Genomic DNA, 21090 nt, shown 5'->3' with positions numbered 1-21090 from the left:
AGTCTTACTCCTGCACCTTGCGTAAGGCTCTGCCTTTACAATCCGGCGGAGTCTTGCTCCTGCACCACGCGTAAGGCTCTGCCTTTACGATCCGCCAAAGGGTTGCCCCCTCTGTACTCCGGCCCGATAAAACATAAAAGGATTATTCTCTCCGCGGGAATAATCCTTTTATCTTTCATCGGTTTCGAACAAAATCCGAAACGCTCATTTCACATTTTGCAGAAATTGCATATTTTAATATTATCATCCGTCACAACTGCCTGCAATGGACAGATGGTGGACATTTGGTAGACAAATGGTGGACATTTCCTCTTCGTCCCAACTATAATGATACCTTATTCCCACTGAAGAGGAAAGTGCTAAAAGGTGGGGAAAAGGTGGTGCGAAGGTGGTGCGAAGGTAGGGAAAAGGTGGTGTTCAGGTGCGCCACCGTTCAACACAGCATAAGATGATGTAATCCTGTCTTTGTTCTACTCCGCAGCGAAGCGAAGGCAACTCCCCGGCTTCAGCCGGATCCCCGCTTCGCAGAACGCACTACATCCCAGGGGGATGTAGTGAAGTGTGTCCTTATTAAAATAAGGGATACTGTAAAACAGCTCCCTCATCACTTCCATCATAAATGTATCATGCTCCAAACCCACAGTAAAGGTGCATTTGCGGTCATCCGCGGTGAACTTTCGGTCATTTACGATCACTACCAATTCATCCACATATTAACTATATCATAATAGCCAAATAAAAAAAATACTCAAACGGTACTATTTCGGTACTATTCTCGTACTATTTTCGTACTTTCAATAAAACCTGCAGGCCATGAAAAAGGATCACCCCAAACATTTGGAATGATCCTCATCGTCAACTTCTGTCATTGTAACTCTATCATACTTTTTTGAAGAAAAGAATACTCAAAACCTACCACTTTCCTACCGAAAACCTACCGAAACTTTACCGATTGCGTTCTACACCCCAAAATTAATCTTTCCTCCGGCTCTTGGTTTTACTTCCTCTACAACCTTATCCCAGTCAACTTCCCGGATATTCTTGATCAGCTCATCAGCAGAACCCCCACGAACAACACTCCGTTTAACCTTGTCTTCCTGCTGTTGCTTTAGTTTTTTAGCCTTAGCCTCTTTTTCGTCTTCCTTCTTCCGAGCCTTTTTATCTTCTCTTGCCTGCTCGATCCGTTTTTTCTGATCAGCGCTGCTCTTTTCGAGCTCTGCAAAGAACGAAACACTTCCATCCGACTTCACGGAAAATCCAATATTTTTGATATCAGATTTCTTTACGCCATCTTCCGTATCATCCTGTTTGGCGATCTCATCCTTAACCTCAGATATTTTGTTCTTCGCGTCATCAATAATGCCAAGATACTTTTCTTTTACGCTTTCATCTGCCGCCATCTTTTCAAGAAGCTCCGGCTCGATCAGGACACTGTAATCCTTGCTGCCTCTGGAAAGATATCTCTGAGCCTCATCATCGGACGAATAATCCGCAACAAAGAAATCCATATCACCATATTTCTTCTGCATCTCATTCAACAGATCCTTGGCTCCCTGGCTAAGCTCGGGCTGTTTTGAAGTCAGCTGTTGAGCCGCACCATATTTTTCAACAGGCTTTTTATCCGTCCGCTTATTCTCAGACTTTGGCTTTTCATATATATTTTTCTGAAAACCTACATCAAACGATGTATATCCGCCAATCTTACTCATGGAATCGACCTCCTTATCAGAATTCCGCATCCGTGCGCATGAAAATATATCACACCTTCACATCAACATTTTTCCCTGCCGGTTCTGATACAGCTCCCGTACTCACAGTAATGCCGGAAGAAACAATATCGATCGATGCACCGTCAAGAACTGTACCTTCTGTAGATACCGACGCAGCCTCATCAGATACTTCACCGCTTTCAGAAGTAGATACTTTAGCCTTTTCGATTCTTTCTTCTGCGGCCTCTTTTTCGGCTTTCTTCTTCTCGGCAGCTTTCTCTGCTTTCTTCTTTTCAGCAGCTTTCTCTGCTCTCTGAGCCTCAAGATCTTCCTTAGTTGCTTTCTTCAAGTCTTCATTCGCAGTAGTCAGCGTGTTTATAGTTGTTTCAGCAAGTTCTGCCGATTTCTTTTGTGTTTCTTCAAGCTCTTCTTTCTTCTTGGTCACATCTACGCCACGTGAAGAATCCAGTTTTATTTCTGCATCAAGAACACCGGCATGACCATCCATCTGTTTCTTGGTAGCATGCTGAACATGCGCGATCTGCCTTGATGTATTCGCTGACAATAGTGCTCCTGTCATAATACTTGATAATGCCATTTTTATGCCCTCCTTTTGCTCGGCTGATAGGAAATCCATTTCCTATGGTTTATGCTTTCACATCAAATCCCCCCAGAGCCGACACCCCAGCCTGCATAGATAGCTTCATTGCAAACTGATTTGTCAGATCTGCCAAATCCTTTCCTTGCACTTCCAATTTATATGAGCCTTCCAACCTCTGGGATTCTACATTTTTCTGTTCAAGTCTCTTATCCGCAGCCTTCTGTTCGTCTCTTTTCTCTTTGATCTTTTCAAGCCACTTATCAATCTCGGGATCCGTTCCTCCCTCATCACCAAAAACACCAACCGTAGTCATAGTGCTGTACTCTTCACCGAATTCGATGGATACTGATTTAAGAGTTGATCCATGCGATATAGCCGCTTTTTGCGCCGCTTCTATATAATCAGTCGCTTTCCCCAGTTCTCTCTCCAACCATTCACCGGTTTTTTCGTCAGACATTGCTTTTCGCAATAAACCACCAGTAACAGAAACAGCCGCATTCTTTCCAGGAGTCAGGCATCCAAACTTTTGCGTCAGATATTTCTGATAATCTCTCACTGAAGTTGACTTTTTGCTTATAGTTTCTGTATTGTTCACAGAATATGAATTGTATGATCCACTTATTCTCATGTCCTCGTCCTCCTTTGACATTCAATCATGAAATCCATTTCATCTGATTATGACGGGATAGATATACTTATCTAATCTCATTTTCGGAAAAAGCAAATCACTTATAAACCCCTTATGTAGTAAACGGCAGGATTATTGATGTGAACGGTGAGTTTCAATCCGGAATCATCAGTAAAGCCGTAAAGATTACCATATCCTCACGCTGTTCAAGCTGTATGGTGCCGTAGTATTTCTCTGTGATCCGTTTCATGTTCATCAGCCCATATCCGTGGCTTTCCTTATCATCCTTTGATGTCTCTGGAAGTTCGGTCTGGGGATCCAGCATAAGTTTCCCGGCAAAACTGTTCTTTACCTGTATCAGATAGGCATTGTTATTCTTCCAGGCCTTCACTTCAACATACGGATCCTTGCTTCCTGATGCCGCCCTGATCGCATTAGACAGTGCATTATTCAAAATGATACCGATATCAATGGATTCCACCTTCCCGCTTGACGGATAATGGAAGTTCTGTTCGAACTCTACCCCTGCTTCCTCAGCCTCACGCATCTTCTCTGAAATAACAATATCCGTGACAGGATTTCCTGTCTTAGCGTTGATATCCGGCATGGGGAATCCGTTTTGCCACTCTTTAAGGTAATTTGCTGCCTCATCGGCCTCACCTTTATCAAGCAGGTTTCCCAGAACCATGATATGGTTATTGATATCATGTCTTATCCCGCGGATATCGGAATACAATGCTTCTATCGTATGCACATGTCCTGACAGTTCCTCCACTTGCTTTGATACAAGGGCATTCTGCAGCGCATCCTCCTGTGATTGTTTCATACGCTGATAAGAGTACATGACCGTAATAGCCGCCAGAAATGCTATCACTCCAAACAGTGCTCGGATCCCGTCATAGATAGGATAGTTATTCCAAACATACACGCCGGTATTTTTCACATATACATCTGAGAGAAATGAACTGATCCAATATCCGGCAATGACTGCCACATAGGGAGATGCAAGCAGAGTCAGCTCTCTCCACTCCATCCGCTCATTCTTCCTGGCGTATATCTTTTCCGAAATAAATATCTCCAAAAACAGCAGAGCGTTTTCTACCGCAACAAGCAGGACCAGGGCAACAATAAACCAGGCGAACTGCTTTCCGGGATCATCCGATAACTCTCTCATAAAGGTAAGAACACTTATCAGCTTCCAGGGCAGAGCCGCGATCACTTGAGATATCCACAGGAACATATATATCGTCATCGAAAGAAAAACCTTCTGCGGCAGGTTTCTTCTCTCACAAAGCAATGATGTAAGACAAACTGCTATGATCCCGATATTATATGCCACCACGCCTGACATAGAAAACGGAATCAGATAAAGAATCGTCATTACCGCAAAGAATACTGTCCCTGTCAGAACTGCTGACTTCTTTTTTATCATATAAGAGACATAGAACCTTGCTACAAGGATCGCGCTGACAAACAATCCTGCTATGGCGGATATCGTACTGGCAATATCCCACATTCTTTCCATATTCATGAATCAATCCTCCTACGGCTGTATTCCAGATAAGCTTTAAGGAATCCGTCATATTCCCTTCTTGATATAGGGATATTGTCTCCACCCGTGAGTGTTACTGACGTGCGGTCATATCTTTCCACATATTTCATATTCACAAGATACGACCTGTGGATACGGTAGAAATCCTTCCCGACAAGACTTTCAAGCGCAGATAACTGTCCGTAATACTCTATGCTCTCATTCTTCAGGTGAATGATGGTCTTTCGGTCATAAACCTCTGCATATAAAAGCAGGGATAGATTCACCTTGATATGCGATGTACCGGACTGGATTTCAATATATTTATCATGCTTACCGGATTCAGCCCCGAATCTCTCCAAGCCCTTCACTGCATTTTCAAGCACTTCCTTAAGTTTCTCATCAGCCACAGGCTTCACAAGGAAGTGAAAAGCCTGAAGATCAAATGAGTTGAATACTTGGTCTTCCTCACCTGTAATAAAGATCAGTATCTTTCTCCAATCCTTGTCCCGTAATGTCCTCGCCACATCCATACCGCTCATTCCCGGCATTTTGATATCAAGCAGCAGAATATCCGGCAATATATCCGCACCAAGTAATTCTTCCCCGGATGCATATGTCAGGATCTCTGCACCGGGGAAGATTTTCCCAACTTTCTCGGCAAGGCTGACGCATATTTTCTTTTCATCATCACAAATTGCTATTCGCATGGTTGTCTCCATTTCATTCCGCTCGGCGCAGAGCAGACCTCCACCGGATGTCTTGCGCCCTCCCGCAGGGTATACTATATAGATATTATCGGTTAGTGTGCTCCGTTTAATTTCCCCAATGTAGTGAACGGTCGATTTTTTGCAGTGAATGGTATATCCAAAACAAAAAGTGGTCATCCTTTCAGACAGCCACGATAAATACGACAATATAGTTTTGGATATATGTATTGATCTCAGATTTCGACGTTTTTTAGTAGTCTCGATGCCTCAATCAGGTATAGGTTATTACAACTTCCTATCACTACTCATCTGATAATCGAAATGCATCAAATCAGACCTATAAAAATGAAATCCTGCCATAAAAGCAGGATTTACAGATAATTTTGAGGCGGTTCTGAACAAAAGGTATAAATTCGGTATAAAACTATGGAAAGTATCTTTGAAACGCCCTATTTACAGAGGTTTGACGGCACCCGCATCTCTGTCTCGGATAATCCCCCAGCAGACGAACAGTACGCTTGTCATACTCTTCATCCATCCTTCCAATAGTTTCACATCGGGGTGATTTTTAAGGTATAAACGCGGCATAAAACAGTTCGCATATATCCTTGAAATCCAGTATTCATAAGGGTTTGCGGCACTATCTGTGTATCCTGCCGTGGCAGACGAATAAAATGCGAATGGTCCTAGGGGACGGGGTTAGTGGTCCATTTTTCAAATTCATATTGCAATTTCCTTTCAGTAAATATATACTTCTAAAGTCAATGATTTTGACAATCTATATTTTAATATCTAACAGGAGTTGTTTTATGCCTAGAAAACCCAGAATCCTGAGTTCAACTGGCATATATCATATCATACTTCGTTCTGTCAATCAGCACATCATATTCGAAGAAGATTCCGATTATCAAAAATTCCTTTTTATTTTATCAGATTGTAAAAAGAAATATGATATTGATATTTATGCCTATTGCCTAATGAATAATCATATCCACTTACCGATATCAGTAGCCTTTATACATCTATACGCATCAGGAAACTCGGTAACTAACGAGTCAAGTTTCCTTATAGTGGTTCTATCTCTGGTATAGACTACTGCCTCTTCCTCACCGGAATTGAAGTTGATAACTGTTTTCTGTTCTATTTTGGTTAATCGGCTCATTTCTTAGGTTCCTTTCCGACTGCCCCTCTTGGTCTGTTCTGTAGTTTGTGGCACGTACGAAAGCCAAAAGAAAAGCCGGATAGAATAAGATAGGATTAGATAAGTTAGTTAATAGGGTAAATTTTTATTTTCTTTTTCTTTGTTTCTTTTTTCTCTTCTTCCTAGGGGAAGAATGAAAAAAAGAAAGGAAGAGAAGGAAAACCATGCCTCGATAACTACCGCAACAATGCCAAAAAGCGTCAATGAATCAATCTCCATTAACACTTTTTTAAGTCCGATTCCACGGCAATTACTGTATAAAATTAAAAATAATATCTATTCTACCTAACCTTTACCTGCTATCTGGATTATGCTTTTCCTTTCATATTATTGTTTCATCGTTATAGGTATAACATGCTTCATTCCCTGTGACTTTGCTAATGTGCGATAAAGAAGTAATAGAAGTGTAAAAATTTTGCCGTTCCTATCCGGCACTTAGGGCTGTGTCGGATAGGTCAGGCGTTAGGCTTCCGGCAAGTCTATCTTGCCGACAAAGCTGTAATAAATCTCAATGTCCTGCCTGCGGGTGCCGTTCTCGTCATAGCTGCACTCATGCACGACGATTTTCTCAATCATTTCCCGCAAGAGGGTGGGGGTCAATTCTTCAAAAGCAAGGTGCTTTCTCACAATCCCCATGAATTTCTCGGCGTTGACGGTGGCGGCCTGCGACTTGGAAAGTTCCTCCTGCAAAGCGGCAGCCCGGTCTTTCAGTTCCCGCTGCTCCTGCTCATAGTCCGCCGACAGCTCCATGAAACGCTCGTCGCTGATTTTGCCGCTTACATTGTCCTCATACAGCCGCTTGATAATGCGGTTCACTTCGGCAATGCGTGTCTGGGCCTGTTCAAGCTGCTTCGTGGCTGCGGCGGTCTTTCTCTTGCCGCCGATTTCGTTCTGCTGGATGAGCAGCTTTACAAAGCGGCTCTCATGCCTGGCGGCGTATTCCGTCACTTGCCGGAGATTGGAAAGCACGCCCGCCGTCAAAAGGTCGGTGCGGATAAAGTGTGCCGTACAGTCACGGGTACGCTTCTTGTAGCTGCCGCAGATATAACAGTCCTGCTTGCGGTTCTTGTTCTGATACCGCTGCTGATACAGCACATGGCCGCAGTCGGCGCAGAACAGCATACCAGAGAACAGCCCCACTTCATCATAGCGGTTCGGGCGTTTTCGCTGCTTGCGTAACTCCTGCACACGCTCCCATGTTTCCGTGTCGATAATCGGCTCATGGTGATTTGGGAAGATAGCCTGCTTCTCGATGGGGTTCTCAACGCTGTGCTTGACCTTGTAAGAGGGCTTCTCCGTCTTGAAGTTTACCAGACAGCCAGTGTACTCCCGGTTTTCCAGCAGATGGACGACGGTGTTTGTCGCCCACTTGCACTCATAGCCGGGGTGGTAGCGTCGGGTGCTGCCCGTCCTGCGGTATTCCAGCGTCCCCGGCGTGGGGATTTGCTGCTCCGTCAGCATACGGGCAATCTTGGTCGGGCCATTTCCCGCAAGGCAAAGCTGGTAAATCTGCCGGACAACCGGGGCGGCTTCCTCGTCAACGATATAGTTCTCGTCCTTGTCCATGAGATAGCCATAGACTGGCTTGCTGGTTACAGGCTTGCCGCTCATGCCTTTTGCTTTCTTTACTGCCTTGATTTTCTTGCTCGTATCTCTCACCAGCCATTCGTTAAATAAGTTCCGCAGAGGGGTAAAATCATTGTCCATGCCGCCGTTTGCGCTGTCCACGTTGTCATTGACAGCGATAAAACGCACGCCCTTTTGAGGGAACAGCATTTCCGTGTAAAATCCCACCTGCAAGTAATTACGCCCCAGCCTGCTCATGTCCTTGACTATGACGGTGCCGACTTTCCCGGCTTCAATGTCTGCAAGCATGGCTTGAAATCCGGGCCGCTGGAAGTTCGCACCTGAGTAGCCGTCGTCGGTGTACCAGCGCAGATTGGTAAAGCCGTTCTGCTTGGCGTAGGCTTCCAAAATCCGTTTCTGGTTGGAAATGGAATTGCTCTCGCCTTGCAATTCGTCCTCATGGGACAATCTCGGATAAAGGGCGGTAATGAGGTTTTGGGTGGCTTGTCTTAACATAAAATCCTCCGTTTCCGACAGCCAGCCCCACTATTCCGTGGTTTCATTGTACCACGGAACAGGGGCGGCTGTACAGCGGTAAAAGTGATAAATCTGCTTCTTTACAGCTTGTCAAATCGCCTTTTTTTGTGTAGCAGCGGCTTCCGCTTCCAGTACCCTCGCCATCTTGTCGGCGGCGGTGCTGGTGGTGTCTTTCTTGAAAAAGCCGGACACGACAAGAACGGTATTCCCCATGCGGATTTCCGTCACGCAGTCGGGGCGGCGGGTGGTACGGTGGTCGTGCTGCTTGATATTCTCCATAGGCAATACTCCTTTCATTCAGCCAGCAGTTTCTTCATGGTTTCCATTTTCCGCTTTGCGGTTTCCTGCCGGAAGTTGACGCCAGTAAAGCGTATCGGGACGCACATGGACAGCAGTCGGTCATAAATCCGGGAATGGGCCGTGTCTGTCGGCTTTTTCAACTCGTCCAGCGGGCGGTTGGTGGTGGCGATCAGCGGCTTGTTGCTGCGGTATCGGGTATCAATCACATGGAATACCTGTTCCAGTCCATAGTCGGTGCCACGCTCCATGCCGAAGTCGTCAATGATAAGCAGCGGATAGCGGCAAAGGCGGGAAATATACTCATTCCGGCCTGTAAAGCCGGGAGAGAGGTCGCCCAGGATAACGGCGAAGTTCGTCATATATACGGGGACTTCTTTCTCCATGAGGGCGTTTGCGATACAGCCCGCAAGGTAGCTTTTCCCGTTGCCGACGTTCCCCCAGAACAGGCAGCCGATGTTTTCGGCCTGCATTTCTTCCCAATGCTCCGCATACCGCCGGGCAATCCCGGTCTGCGGGTTTCTGCCGTTGTCGTTCTCGAATGTCCATTGCTGCATGGCTGAGTCGGCAAAAGCCCTCTGTTTCAGATTTTCCACGGCTTCCACATGGCGGCGGTGTTCCTCGGCGGCCTGCCGCTGCTCACGGGCGGCTCTCTGGCAGTCGCACTCTGCCGGGTGGCGGTCACGGCCAAACAGCTCCTTACCCTCCGGGAAGTAGGCTTCTTTCGGCGTATGGCACTTTCCGCAGTAAAGCAGTCCGTCCTCGCCGATATAGTCCTCCATCTCCGGGGCGGCGGTTGTCATGTTCTCCAAAATATCTTTGATTTCACTTGTCATAAGCTTTCTCCCTCCATACAGGTATAGTCGGGGATGCCCTGTTTTACGGCTCCCTTTTTGTCATTGGCCGCCCATCTGTGCAAGGCGGCGGCATAATTCTGGTAGGCTTTCCCGCTGGCGGCAAGGTAATGGCTCATTTCCTCAATCAGCCGTTCCAGCCTGTCCGGGTATTCTGCCTGTAACTCGTCATATTCGTCCTTTGACAGAAAAATATTCTCATATCGGCCATAAGCTGTGGGCGGCTCCCCACTCGCTCTCATTGTTTGGTTCTCTATTAAGTTGTTTATATTAGTTTTGTTAGGGGTCGGTTTTCCGACCATCATAGGGTCGGTTTTCCGACCGTCATAAGGTCGCTTTTCCGACTGTATGAGGGTCGCTTTTCCGGCCATCAGTTGGTCGGAAAACCGTACCACTGGGACAGGCGGCACTTTCACATAAAGCCGATTGGGTGCGGAGAAGCCCCGCCGTTCCCGTTCTAAAAGCCCGGCTGCGTCCAGTTCTTTCAAGGCTCCCTTGATGGCGGTACAACCCTTGTCCAGCATTTCCGCTATCTCCGCAACGGGGTAGACAATGAATATCCTGCCCTCGCCGTCCTGCCAGCCGTTCTTCTGTGACAGGGTGGAGCGGTCTAATAAAAGCGCATACAGCAGCTTGGCGGTCTGTGAAATCTCCATTTTCAGCAGGAAACGGGGGTATGGAAGATAGGCGGGCAGCGTGGTGTCTGCCCTGATATAATCAGCGATAGTATCACCTCCCTCTGTGTTGTGTCGTTTTTGGGCTTTGTCACGCATTAGGACGGCATTTCCGGGGGGAAAGGATAAATGTATCGCATACCCTTTGACACCCACGAAAAAAGCCTTGATTTATGCGGGTTTGAAAGGCTCTAAAGCGTGACATTTCTGCCTTTGTTTCCGCTTTCTCTCGGCGGCTTTGCGTTTCTTCATGCACCCGGCGCAGCCGGGGCAGTATTTCCCCCGGTTGGATTTGGGGACAAAGGCCGCCCCGCAGACCGCGCAGCGTTTCCGGCTCCCCCGGTACAAGAGGGCTGCGGCCAGCTCCCCGTCAAGGGGCAGGACAGCCACACGGAACCAGCGGCACATGAGGGAATAGGAAATGCTCTGGACGCACACGCAAGGCTCCCCGTCGTCTAACAGCAGGCAGTTCCCCTCGTCGTAGTTACAGCACTCATGCACAAGGCGGCGGGCTGCCTGGTGCTGGCGGTAGTCCATGCGGGACGGCTTATCGTTCATGGCTCTGCTCCTTTCTGCGGTGCGGCTCTTCCCGGCGCAAAATCTGGTCGATGTTCCGCTTGACGGTCTGCAACTCCCTGAACCGCTGCTTCTGTTCGTGATAGGTGTTGTACAGGCCGTCTTTCTCGGAGATAAGCTGCTCGATCTCGGCCTGCAACGCTTTTCGGCCGGGCAGCTTGGTAAGCCCCTGTGCCTTGAAATACCGGGCGGCGGCTTCGGCTATGATAAAATCGCTCTCGTTTGCCTGGCGGTATGCGGCGCGGGCTTTCTCGGATTTCTGCGCTTTCAGCCCCTCGCGGATGGGCTTGGTCTTGGCATAGGCAAGTACCTGTTGCCGCAACTCCCTTTTCCCTTGCAGCTTCGTTTCCAGTGCTTTCAGTTCGCCGCTGGTCTGGCGCATTTCCTGATAGGCGGTAGCAACGGCGGCTTCAAGCTGTTCCGGGGAAGAAAAGCCGTACTGTTGGTAGATGGTCAGGGTCTTGGCGGCCTGTTTCAGATTGTGTATCTTCGCCCATCGTTCATAGCCTTTGCCCTTGCCCTCGGCCATCTTCTGCTCAATGTCCACAAGCCGCTGCACACTGTCCTGTCTGGGGTCGATTTTCCCTGTCTTTTCGCCCTGTAAGCGGCCTTTCCCGGCGTGTAGGTATTCGGGTATGGCTGCGGTCTGTTCGGCGGCTCTGGCGGCTTGGTGCTGCGGGGTGTAGCGAACCGTTACGCCCCTCTGGGCGTTCTGCTCCAAAACGGCAAGGACGGCGGTGCGGTCAAAGTCGCCGCCCAGCTTCCGGGCGGTGATAGGCTTCGTCCTGTCTGGCGTGAGGTAGGACAGCCGCCCCCGGCTCTCCTTGACGGTCACACCCTCCCGCAACAGCAGAGAGGAAAACTCGTCAAAGCTGGCAGCGGTGGCAAGGGCTTTCCGTAGGGTCTGCCGCAGCTTCTCCTTGTTCGTTTCAAACTTGGTCTGCCGGGGCGTGATACCGCCTGCAATCATGGGGGCGTTCTGCTTGTCCAGTGCGGCCTGTCCCTTTTTCTGCGCCCAATATTCCCGGTCTGTGACACGGTTCTTGCTGCCGTTCAAGAGGTCGATTTGGTAAAGTCCTTCCCGGTGGCACATCTCCATGACCTCGGACTTGAAGTAGCGTAGGGCTGCGTCGGTGCAGCGGTGCTTGCACCCGGCTTTCGTGTCCGCTGGCCTGTCCATGTAGGGCAGGAACGGCACTTCCTCAATCCGCAGGCTGTTTATGACGATATGCACATGAATGTTGCCGCTGTGGTTATGCCCGTCCGGGTGGGTGCAGACAAGGGCCTGGTGGCCGGGAAAATGCTCTTTACAGAATTGTTCTCCCAACGCCTGCGCCCGGTCTACGGTCAGGCCGTTGTCCGGCCCGTCCCGCGGGTCAAAGCTGATGATGTAGTGGTGGCTTTTCACATCTTCCCGCCGCTGGTTTTTCTGATAGCGGAGATTGGCCCGCATACACGCAACGGCAAAATCCTCCCCGTCGCAGTTCAGCGTGGACAGCCGGTAGTCCTCGCGGGGGATAAGCCTGCCGGTTTCATCAAGGACGGGCTTCATGGTAAACTCGTCATGCTCAAAGAGAAGATATTGCTCGGCGGCTCCGTAGTCGGCGTTTTTAGAGTTGATATGCTTGAGTGTTGCCAACCGCGTCACCTACTTTCTTGAGGACTTCATACTTGAGGACGGCAAGGTCGGATATGGCGGCGCGTACCTCGCCGGAAAGGGTGTTGTAGGGTACGCCGTATTCGTTCAGATACCGGGCAATCTGATTGAGGTTGCCGCCGATCCTGCCGTACTCGGCTGTCAGCTTCCCGACAGCGGAAAGCAACTCGTCATTGACCGACGACACATGGACAACCGGGCGTATGGTCGCCCGCCGTATCGCCTGCCGGAGAAATTCGGACTGGCTGATACCATAGGGCGCAAGCCGCGCTGTGAAGTCGGCATACTCATCTTCGGACAGCCGGGTTTTCACAACGCGGCTGCGGTGGGGCGTGTTGTATTTCTTTCGCATGGTGTGACCTCCTTTCTCGCCCGTAAGGGCACATGAGCAGGGTTTGGGGAAGGCACTCCCCAACAAGTTTCCCGCGAGGGGCAAAACTGCAGAATTGCGGATTTTGGCACCGTGGTAGAAACTTGCTCTCCGTGACTGCAAACTTTCTCTCACTTCCGTCCGCCACTTTTTTGGAAAACTGCAACCACAAAAGTTTGTTTCTCTTTTTCTGCTACTACTAATCCTGTAAAGGGCATTCCTGCCCGCTTTCGCTAAAATGACACCGGACGCAGTGGTTTCTACCCGGTGTTGGAGAAATCCTTTCTCTTTGCCCTCTACTACGGGTAAATGCTCCAAATGCCAAACACCAGGGCAGAAAAATTCCCTCCTCGCTTACTACTACAACCGGCAGGGGGCAAAATGGCCGGGAGCGGAGCCGGACAACAAAAAAAGCAGTAAATCTTTTTCAAGACTTACTGCTTTCGCTGGCCGCGTCGGTGGCGGCTGGTATTCAGTTTTTATGACTTGTCCGGTGGTTCGTCAAGCCGGAACTTGAATTGACAGTCAATTAACCGCTGCTTTACATAGTCCTCCACCTCGGCGTTGACCTGCCCGTTCACTTTTGAGAAATAGCGGATATATCCGGCGTAGTGGAGCAGGACAGCGTTCACGGCTTCTGGGTCGCCCTCACGGGCTTTGAGGATTGTTTCATAGGGGAGAAGTCTACTCATACCGGCTCACCCCCATTTCTTCGCGTAGCCGCTGCAAGGCAAGCTGGATATGCCGCCCCGCTGTGCTGCGTGACCGGCCAATACACGCGCCGATCACGCGCTGCGGCTGGCGCAGAAAGTAATAGCGCAGGATTTCTTCCCGCGTCTGCTCCGGCAAAACAGAGATCGCGTCGGCAAGGGCGGCGTTGCAGAGCAGGACGGTCTGACCGCAGACGGTAAATGGGTATTCCTCGTCCGGCTCCGACGCGGCAAACTGGACAAACTTCTCGTTCATCAGATAGTCAAGGGAAACTTGCCGTTCCCATTGCCGTTTAAGCTTCAAAATCTTGTCCAAGGCGGCACAGCGGATAACAGTCTTGCAAAAGGCGTTGTACCTGCGCTGGATATATTCTTGATAGGCTATCTGGTCGGTCATGGAAATTCCCCTTTCTGAATAATAGTGCGGGGCGGTGGCACTTCTTGCTGTCGCCCCTTGATTGCCTACCAGCAAAGGCGGGCGGGGCTGTCAACGGCTGCGCATATGCGCCGTTCATCTTGACCGTTGACTGGCTCGGCTGGGTTTGCTATTTACCCGACAAACTTGAATTTATTTTAAGCTATCACGTTTTACCTTCTTAAGCCTTACTATCATTACCATAGGAATTTCTTTGTTGGTTTTAAAACATTCTTCATAAAATCCATCAATGACAAATCCAGCTCTAAAACAAAGGTTAAAAATATCTTGTATGGAACGATGATAATAAATCTGCTCTTTCGGTTGCCCTTCAATCGCTATATCATAGTAACTGTGCGGTGTCATATATTTTTCAGTCAACGTGACAAAACAAGGGTGTTGCGTTGCAAAGACAAAAATTCCGCTTTCCTGCAACAGTTCATAAACAGCCATAAGAAGTGGTTCAATATCCGTAATATCCATAATTGCCATATTAGAAACTGCTTTCGTAAAGGCTCGATTTCTTTTTAATTCTAATATACTTTTTCTATCGGTCGCATCCGCCACACAAAATTCAATTTGTTTTGCATATTGTGATTGCCGTCTTTTAGCCAATTCTATCATTTTTTTGCTGTAATCAAAAGCGACAACCGAAGCGCCTCTTTGTGCAAGATACGAAGAATAATTTCCATTGCCACACGCAATATCCAAAATGTAATCCGCAGGATTAGGAGATAGAAGTTCCGTTACTTTGGGACGCACTACCTCTCTGTGAAATTCATTAGATTCGTCACCCATTGCATTATCCCAAAATTGTGCGTTCTCCTCCCAGATTTTTTTACTTTCCTCTGTTCCCATGTTCTCTCCCACTCCCCAAATTTGCTTTTTTGCTTCCATTAAATCTTCCTTACTATATTCCATTGTTACCCTCCATAACTTCTGATTGTTGCCGTCTTGACGATTATGTATCTTTACATTACCTTCTGAAACATATGGCGCACCTTGTCCAGGCGGCTGTTTGGACGGCGGGGCTGGATGACCGGCTGACCGACAGCGGCCTGATATCCTTTCAGCTCTGTAAGGCATACGCTCCGCCCGTTGGTGTAAAAGGCCAGATCAGTACGGTATGCCTGTATACAGCGGGCGGGAATCTCGCCAGTAAAGACAACTTCATCCTTTTTTACCTGGGCCGTTTCGATGGTGGCACAGTATTTCGGTGCATCATGATAAGCCCTGGAAAGGTATTCCTGGGGCGCATAGAGGATGAAGGAGAGATAAGGTTCCAGCAGCTGCGTCCCCGATTCCTTCAATGCCTGTTCCAATACAATCGGGGCCAATGAGCGGAAGTCCGCCGGCGTGCTGACCGGACTGTAATAAAGCCCGTATTCAAAGCAAATCTTACAGTCCGTTACGTTCCAGCCGAACAAGCCCTGCTCCAGCCCGTAACGGATACCATCCCTGACAGCGTTTTGAAAACTCTGGTTCAAGTATCCCAGCGAAACCCGGCTCTCGTATTGTACACCGGAGCCAAGCGAGAGTGGTGTAACAGACAGTCCTATGGATGCCCAAAACGGGTTGGGCGGCACCTCGATATGGATGGTGTGGCTGGCTGCTTTGAGCGGCCGCTCCATATAAATGACGGAGGGTTCCTTTACCACTGTTTCAAGCTTGTATTTTTCCGACAGCAAAGCGGAAACAACCTCCAACTGCACCCGGCCCAAAAAAGAAAGAATGATCTCATGGGTGATGGAATCCACTTCGCAACGCAAAAGCGGGTCAGTATCCGCAAGTTGCGTAAGAGCGTCCAGCAGCCGTTCTCTTTGCGCTGCCGTTTTCGGCGCAATCGTCGTCCGCAGCATGGGGAGGGGGTCCTCGCGCCACCTTTTACGAGGGAGCCGGGTTTGGTCCCCTAATACATCGTTTAACCTCACGCTGTCGCTGGGAAGGATAACAATTTCACCCTGATAAGCGGTGTCTGTCCGAACAATTTCCCCTTTGGATGGAATACGCATCTCTGTGATTTTCAGCTTTTCTCTCCCGGCCAGGGCCACCGTATCCCGCAGGCGCAGCGTTCCGCTGTATAACCGTAGATAGACACGCCGCTGGCCGCAATCGGTGTACTCAACCTTGAAAACGCTGCCGCATAGGGCGGCGCCCCCCTGTTCCCCAATCGGTTGGAACAGCCCTGTCACCGCATCCATCAACGGTTGAATGCCAAGGCCATTTTTGGCGCTGCCATGATAGACTGGGAACAGGGAGGCGTCTTGAACCCGCTGCTGTTCCTCCCGCGCAAGTTTTTCCCGGCTGATTGGTTCTCCTGCGATATACTTTTCCAATAATTCATCGTTATTTTCGATGACCGCATCCCATGCTTCTATGTCGGTATTTTCCTCCAGGACTATTTCCGGGGACAGCGACACCGTCTGCTTGATGATAATATCGGCGGAGAGCTTATCCCGAACAGACTGAACCACGCTCTGCAAATCAACGCCAGCCTGGTCGATCTTGTTGATAAAGATAACGGTGGGAATGTTCATTTTCCGCAGGGCATGGAACAGAATACGGGTCTGGGCCTGCACGCCATCTTTAGCGGAGATCACCAAGATGGCCCCATCTAAAACAGCCAAAGAGCGGTACACCTCCGCCAAAAAATCCATGTGGCCGGGCGTATCCACAATGTTGACTTTACATCTGTGCCACTGGAAGGAAGTGACTGCCGCTTGAATGGTAATCCCACGCTGCCGCTCCAAAAACATGGTGTCCGTCCTCGTTGTCCCTTTTTCGACGCTCCCCGGTTCTGAAATGGCTCCGCTGGCATATAGCAGGCTCTCCGTCAAGGTCGTCTTTCCAGCGTCTACATGGGCAAGAATTCCAATATTGATTATTTTCATGTGATTGTCCTCCCTTTACTGCCCCGAAGGGCATAAAAATCCCCAGCAGTAAAATACTTTTACCACTGGGGATGATAATTTGCGGACATACACATATACAGCATACACCTGTTTGTGAGTGCTGTTTTTGGGGATATGTCAAAATTGATAAGGCAAAAGTATTCTTAAATTGGGTACAAAAAACTAAGCCCCTACAAAAGGGACTATCATAATCCTTTGTTCCCACTATTTGATTATAGTTTTATTTAAGAATACCTTGCCGCATATTTTTTACTCCTTTTCTGGAATTGAATTATTATATCACATCAGTTTTAGGAAAACAAGTATCTAAAAGAAATTTTTCTTCCCCTTATATGTAACAATCATACCGGCTTCCTAACGTTCAGAATGGTTTCTACTGTCTGCTGCGGTGTTTGGTTGGAATTGTCCAGCCAAAAGCCGATCCGTGGTGTTGTCTGCATTTTACTAAATACAAATTCAATGTATACAGAAAGAAATATATAAGGAGTGGGAGGGATTCCGCCGTAGTCGGCATTGTAGGAAAATCCAAAAGTTTAGATTTTCTCAAAATGCTTATCTTTTGGTCTTTGGTTCGGAATAGTGTAGTGCTGGCGGTCTATCTATTGTTTTCGGTTGCTTGCTTCTTTACCGTACATGAGCATTAGCGCCCGGCTTATCATTACCATAACCTTCAAGAAGGTTGATAACGCTCCATACTCCACGATCAGTGTCGAGTGTAATTACAAGTGTCTCTGAGATTGTGATTGAACTCTTAAAAAATGCCATACCATTACCTGGTTCGGACTCCGCTATTTTCCTAAATACCTTCTTCAAACGTTCCTTTAACCATTTAAATACCTTCATAACGCATACCTTCATCCGGAAGCGGCGGCTCCCGAATTTTCCTTCCTTTGAAAATGTGCTTAGTAATTTCGTCTCATGTCGATTTCCTACGCTAAAAATGTGCATAATAATAGACCAATACGTACTGGGCGTCCCCAGCGGTACTGGCCTATGTAAAACTATCTTTGTTATTCCATATATTTTTGTTCTTACTTCTTTTTCTTATCTTTGTATTTAGATGATAGCTCCATCATCTTTTTCATATAAGTGGGTCCATCAATTTCTTCTTTGTCATACGCGCTCATCAACTTTTCAACGTTGCTTTTTATTTTCTCTCTCCTGTCCTCTTTTTTACCAAATAATCCCACTTGACATAACCTCCTTTTCACTAATTATTTTCTCTTAAATCACAATATATAATTGAACTACATAATAGCATCATAAATATATTCTTCAACTCATATTTTCTCTGCATAATTTGAAATACTACTTAAAAACTTAAGAGAAACAAAGTACGGATTATTATTATTGCCGATTAACTCAATTAGGCCTGCGTCACCATCCCGCTCAAGAACTTTGAACTCATCATTAGGTTTAAATAATAAACCTTCATTACTACGGCCTTCTTTATCAACCTTATAAACCACTGCCGCTTCAGAAGCCTTTTGCTTTTTATCAGTCTCACTCTTGATTTTATTTATAATAGCTTCGGTTCCCTTTGTGGCACCTACACCAAGCACAAGTCCACCGCCCAAAAGTAGCGCTAATAATTTTCCTGGTCCATGTACCTTTTTTGCCACAGTAGTTAAAACTTGATATCCACCTAAATTACTCATCTTCTATATTCTCCTTCTCACCTATAACTGATTCTAACGTATCACTTAATATATCTTCATGTTCGAGCAAGTATTTATACTGTTCAATCTTTTTGTTTAAATCTTCAATCTCTTTCTCAGTCTTCTTAATAAGTGCCTGCTTCTGTTCAGTTTTCTTCTTAAACTTTTTTATATTTTCTTTGAGATAGTTCTTAAAATCATCTGGTTTAACAGCAACTTCTGTTTGGTTCTTTTCATCACAGTACCCAAGCAAAGCACTCGCAACGACTCCACCAACAAGAGCTGCTAATCCAACTGCGCCTGTGACAGTTGCTACCCCCAACGAACTCGCAGTAAAGCTCGGCAAATACTTCGGCGTTGCATTAATAAACCTATGCAATTCATCTTCAGTAACAACATTGCCAGTCTTTTTAGAAATCTGTACAGCACTTAATTTATTATCTCGAATCCAACGTCTTACTGTCTCCGGATTAGTATCTAGCATTTCTGAAATTTGTTTAACACTATATGTTTTCATATTCGTTCAACCTCTGTAGCATTACGATAACACAAATATAGTATTAAATCAATATGATGTAGTATTAAATTGTGTCTTATACGTAAAAAGACCAGTACTACTTTTTTGCAGAGTACTGGTCTTTGTTTATTCCTTTTTTATTATCTAAAAATCTCATACATACTTAATCGATTTTCATCATTAAACAGATGATACTGAATCGCATCATACGGACTATTTATCCTTGCAGTTCTAGTATACAACTGCACTCTCGGCGAAGTATCAAATTCCAAGTCAACTTCCACTGTCAATGCATTATAATCCAGATCAAAATATTGTTTATAACTTTTACTTTTTAGATTAGGAAAATTATTGACTAATCGCTCATTGTAAATAGGCTTAAAATAATTGATTAGTGCCGCTTCAGTAATATTGATTACTTGCTTTTCTTTTGGCAAATCGCAGATTACCTCTTTTAAATGCTTATCCGTACTTTTGTCATCTTCTGTATACTCTTTTGCCCTACCATCAAACAAAAGATTTAATGACTCTGATATCTGTAGTAAGAGAATAAAAATATGCTTAGTTGGATAATTCAAATTTGCTTCTGAAAGTATTTTTTGCAACGTTGAATGTGAAGACAATCTCTGTATCGCTGTTCTATTTCCATCTGAGCCATATGCCTGACCTATGTATAAGACCTCATACTCAGTCTTATCTACAAACTGATTTGCAGAAAATTGAAATATATCCTCTGCGGTAACAGTAACCGGTTTATTTATTGGATTAGCATCTTTATTTAAATACTCTTCATCAATTAATGTAAAAGTAACAGTCTTATATGGATATACCATATCGACCTGTACTTTAGTATGATCCAATCCATTAGCAAGGCGAACTGGCTTTGTCTGATATTCCTTTCTACCGTTCTGATTTTCCGAAAAGATTGAAAAAGCTATGCCGTCTTTTGTTTGCTGAATTTTATCTCTTACAAAATAAAACTCATCAAATGCCAAAATAGCGTAAAGATGATATGGATGATTATCTATTTTACAAATATCTTCCAAATGTTCTATCGGCACCAATGTTTTATATGATACATACGTACCTAAACCTGCTTCTACTCCATATTTTCTTTTCTTTTGATTCATGGTTACATCACTTTCCTTATTTTAGTCATTCTATGCATGCTATTAAATAATGCACCTCTTCTATGATAGCATAATCATTATTAGATGAGGTGCCCAAATGATGCTAAACCTTCACCATATCAAACATTTTACCTTTCCTGACTTTAAGATTCTGATGCACATAGTTCTGAATATTCAGCTTATTCTTATCATCATACTCACCAGTCTCTTTGTAGAGTGGATGCTGGGTTGCATCGTATTTGTCCGACATGAAAGTTCGTACTCTGTGAAGCTTCAGAATGCACTTATCGCTGTCCATGACTGCAAGTTCATCAATGGTCATGAAATCTTTGCCGCTCTTTTGATATTTCATGGAGTAAGAAGGATTGTTGCCACGGCTCTCACCTGTGGAATACATGTCGATGGTTTCTTTTCCCAGAACCTGAGACAGGTCTTTTAATGTGGTTGGTTCTGTACTGCCAAGGAAGAGCTGAAAATCCATATTACCAATGATGGTATCTGCGTTGTCCTTATAGATTGCTTTAAGCTGGTACTTTACCTGAAGAAATAGGCAGACACTAATCTCACGACTTCGAATTGCAGCTACGAGCTTTTCCAGATTGGGGCTTTGACCGATGTTGGCCGTCTCATCGGTGAGACAGCGCACATGAACCGGAAGTCTTCCCTTATACACGTTATAAGCCTTGTCACAAAGGAGATTAAAGAGCTGACTGTAGATCATAGAAATAAGGAAGTTAAAGGTTGGATCTGTATCACTCATTGGTAGGAAGCTTGCAATCATCCTATCGCAAATGATGTCAAATTCTAACTCATCATACCAAATTAACTCTTACACCT

22 protein-coding genes and 2 pseudogenes are annotated in these 21090 nt (G+C 46.3%); 1 reads left to right on the top strand and 23 read right to left on the bottom strand.

Features of this window, described 5'->3' with window-relative positions:
- Nucleotides 1–959 precede the first annotated feature (959 nt).
- The 5 genes from BUA02_RS05745 to BUA02_RS05725 all read right to left on the bottom strand — a co-directional run bounded on the left by BUA02_RS05745 (nucleotide 960) and on the right by BUA02_RS05725 (nucleotide 5179).
- Nucleotides 960–1709, bottom strand: coding sequence for a DUF6033 family protein (locus BUA02_RS05745; RefSeq protein ID WP_072701721.1), 750 nt, complete (start codon nucleotides 1707–1709; stop codon nucleotides 960–962).
- 49 nt (nucleotides 1710–1758) lie between these two features.
- Complete coding sequence (locus BUA02_RS05740) at nucleotides 1759–2307, bottom strand: hypothetical protein (protein WP_072701719.1); 549 nt, start codon at nucleotides 2305–2307, stop codon at nucleotides 1759–1761.
- Nucleotides 2308–2356: 49 nt separating this feature from the next.
- The gene (locus tag BUA02_RS05735; RefSeq protein ID WP_072701717.1) at nucleotides 2357–2938 is read right to left on the bottom strand and encodes a hypothetical protein; all 582 of its coding nucleotides are present in this window, start codon (nucleotides 2936–2938) and stop codon (nucleotides 2357–2359) included.
- A 154-nt stretch (nucleotides 2939–3092) separates the two neighbouring features.
- Entirely contained in the window at nucleotides 3093–4469 is a 1377-nt protein-coding gene (locus BUA02_RS05730) for a sensor histidine kinase (protein ID WP_072701716.1), read from the bottom strand.
- Nucleotides 4466–5179 (bottom strand): LytR/AlgR family response regulator transcription factor, encoded by a 714-nt coding sequence (locus BUA02_RS05725; RefSeq protein WP_072701994.1) that lies wholly within the window; start codon nucleotides 5177–5179, stop codon nucleotides 4466–4468. The genes BUA02_RS05730 and BUA02_RS05725 overlap by 4 nt, the downstream gene beginning before the upstream one ends.
- A gap of 674 nt (nucleotides 5180–5853) precedes the next feature.
- Here BUA02_RS05725 and BUA02_RS16250 point away from each other — a divergent pair.
- Nucleotides 5854–6129: pseudogene (locus BUA02_RS16250) on the top strand (hypothetical protein); the annotation flags it as partial.
- A 35-nt stretch (nucleotides 6130–6164) separates the two neighbouring features.
- Here BUA02_RS16250 and BUA02_RS16070 read toward each other — a convergent pair.
- The 18 genes and pseudogenes from BUA02_RS16070 to BUA02_RS05630 all read right to left on the bottom strand — a co-directional run.
- Nucleotides 6165–6341 carry a hypothetical protein gene (locus tag BUA02_RS16070; RefSeq protein WP_242946486.1) on the bottom strand — a complete coding sequence of 59 codons (177 nt, stop codon included), beginning with the start codon at nucleotides 6339–6341 and terminating at the stop codon, nucleotides 6165–6167.
- A 501-nt stretch (nucleotides 6342–6842) separates the two neighbouring features.
- The gene (locus BUA02_RS05715; protein ID WP_000945966.1) at nucleotides 6843–8462 is read right to left on the bottom strand and encodes a recombinase family protein; all 1620 of its coding nucleotides are present in this window, start codon (nucleotides 8460–8462) and stop codon (nucleotides 6843–6845) included.
- Nucleotides 8463–8573: 111 nt separating this feature from the next.
- A complete protein-coding gene (locus BUA02_RS05710; protein WP_000427739.1) occupies nucleotides 8574–8762 on the bottom strand; it encodes a transposon-encoded TnpW family protein in 189 nt (62 codons plus the stop codon).
- A 14-nt stretch (nucleotides 8763–8776) separates the two neighbouring features.
- Nucleotides 8777–9616 carry an ATP-binding protein gene (locus tag BUA02_RS05705; RefSeq protein ID WP_000200031.1) on the bottom strand — a complete coding sequence of 280 codons (840 nt, stop codon included), beginning with the start codon at nucleotides 9614–9616 and terminating at the stop codon, nucleotides 8777–8779.
- The gene (locus BUA02_RS05700; protein WP_432765087.1) at nucleotides 9613–10347 is read right to left on the bottom strand and encodes a replication initiator protein A; all 735 of its coding nucleotides are present in this window, start codon (nucleotides 10345–10347) and stop codon (nucleotides 9613–9615) included. The genes BUA02_RS05705 and BUA02_RS05700 overlap by 4 nt, the downstream gene beginning before the upstream one ends.
- A 132-nt stretch (nucleotides 10348–10479) precedes the next feature.
- The gene (locus tag BUA02_RS05695) at nucleotides 10480–10866 is read right to left on the bottom strand and encodes a cysteine-rich VLP domain-containing protein (protein WP_000998386.1); all 387 of its coding nucleotides are present in this window, start codon (nucleotides 10864–10866) and stop codon (nucleotides 10480–10482) included.
- Nucleotides 10856–12523: a relaxase/mobilization nuclease domain-containing protein gene (locus BUA02_RS05690; RefSeq protein ID WP_072701712.1), complete on the bottom strand. Its 1668-nt coding sequence runs from the start codon at nucleotides 12521–12523 to the stop codon at nucleotides 10856–10858. The genes BUA02_RS05695 and BUA02_RS05690 overlap by 11 nt, the downstream gene beginning before the upstream one ends.
- A complete protein-coding gene (locus tag BUA02_RS05685; protein WP_002596229.1) occupies nucleotides 12495–12893 on the bottom strand; it encodes a plasmid mobilization protein in 399 nt (132 codons plus the stop codon). Before BUA02_RS05685 ends, BUA02_RS05690 begins: the two co-directional genes overlap by 29 nt.
- Before the next feature lie 497 nt (nucleotides 12894–13390).
- Nucleotides 13391–13603, bottom strand: coding sequence for a helix-turn-helix domain-containing protein (locus BUA02_RS05675; protein ID WP_002586615.1), 213 nt, complete (start codon nucleotides 13601–13603; stop codon nucleotides 13391–13393).
- Nucleotides 13596–14018 carry a sigma-70 RNA polymerase sigma factor region 4 domain-containing protein gene (locus tag BUA02_RS05670; protein ID WP_002586616.1) on the bottom strand — a complete coding sequence of 141 codons (423 nt, stop codon included), beginning with the start codon at nucleotides 14016–14018 and terminating at the stop codon, nucleotides 13596–13598. The genes BUA02_RS05675 and BUA02_RS05670 overlap by 8 nt, the downstream gene beginning before the upstream one ends.
- 171 nt (nucleotides 14019–14189) lie before the next feature.
- Nucleotides 14190–14957 (bottom strand): class I SAM-dependent methyltransferase, encoded by a 768-nt coding sequence (locus tag BUA02_RS05660; protein WP_002586626.1) that lies wholly within the window; start codon nucleotides 14955–14957, stop codon nucleotides 14190–14192.
- A gap of 50 nt (nucleotides 14958–15007) precedes the next feature.
- Entirely contained in the window at nucleotides 15008–16927 is a 1920-nt protein-coding gene (gene tet(W), locus BUA02_RS05655; protein WP_002586627.1) for a tetracycline resistance ribosomal protection protein Tet(W), read from the bottom strand.
- Between the two features lie 645 nt (nucleotides 16928–17572).
- A complete protein-coding gene (locus BUA02_RS16260) occupies nucleotides 17573–17806 on the bottom strand; it encodes a Maff2 family mobile element protein (protein WP_465220289.1) in 234 nt (77 codons plus the stop codon).
- 173 nt (nucleotides 17807–17979) lie between these two features.
- A complete protein-coding gene (locus tag BUA02_RS15805; protein WP_178297602.1) occupies nucleotides 17980–18138 on the bottom strand; it encodes a hypothetical protein in 159 nt (52 codons plus the stop codon).
- Nucleotides 18139–18228: 90 nt separating this feature from the next.
- Nucleotides 18229–18606: a hypothetical protein gene (locus tag BUA02_RS05645; RefSeq protein ID WP_072701710.1), complete on the bottom strand. Its 378-nt coding sequence runs from the start codon at nucleotides 18604–18606 to the stop codon at nucleotides 18229–18231.
- Nucleotides 18599–19123 carry a helix-turn-helix domain-containing protein gene (locus BUA02_RS05640; RefSeq protein WP_072701708.1) on the bottom strand — a complete coding sequence of 175 codons (525 nt, stop codon included), beginning with the start codon at nucleotides 19121–19123 and terminating at the stop codon, nucleotides 18599–18601. The genes BUA02_RS05645 and BUA02_RS05640 overlap by 8 nt, the downstream gene beginning before the upstream one ends.
- 140 nt (nucleotides 19124–19263) lie before the next feature.
- Nucleotides 19264–20253, bottom strand: a complete 990-nt coding sequence (locus BUA02_RS05635; RefSeq protein WP_072701706.1) for a hypothetical protein — start codon at nucleotides 20251–20253, stop codon at nucleotides 19264–19266.
- A 103-nt stretch (nucleotides 20254–20356) separates the two neighbouring features.
- Nucleotides 20357–21082: pseudogene (locus BUA02_RS05630) on the bottom strand (type IV secretory system conjugative DNA transfer family protein); the annotation flags it as partial.
- Nucleotides 21083–21090: the final 8 nt, after the last annotated feature.

Source organism: Butyrivibrio hungatei DSM 14810 (assembly GCF_900143205.1).
Taxonomy (GTDB): domain Bacteria; phylum Bacillota; class Clostridia; order Lachnospirales; family Lachnospiraceae; genus Butyrivibrio; species Butyrivibrio hungatei.
This window is presented reverse-complemented; position numbering and strand designations above follow the sequence as displayed.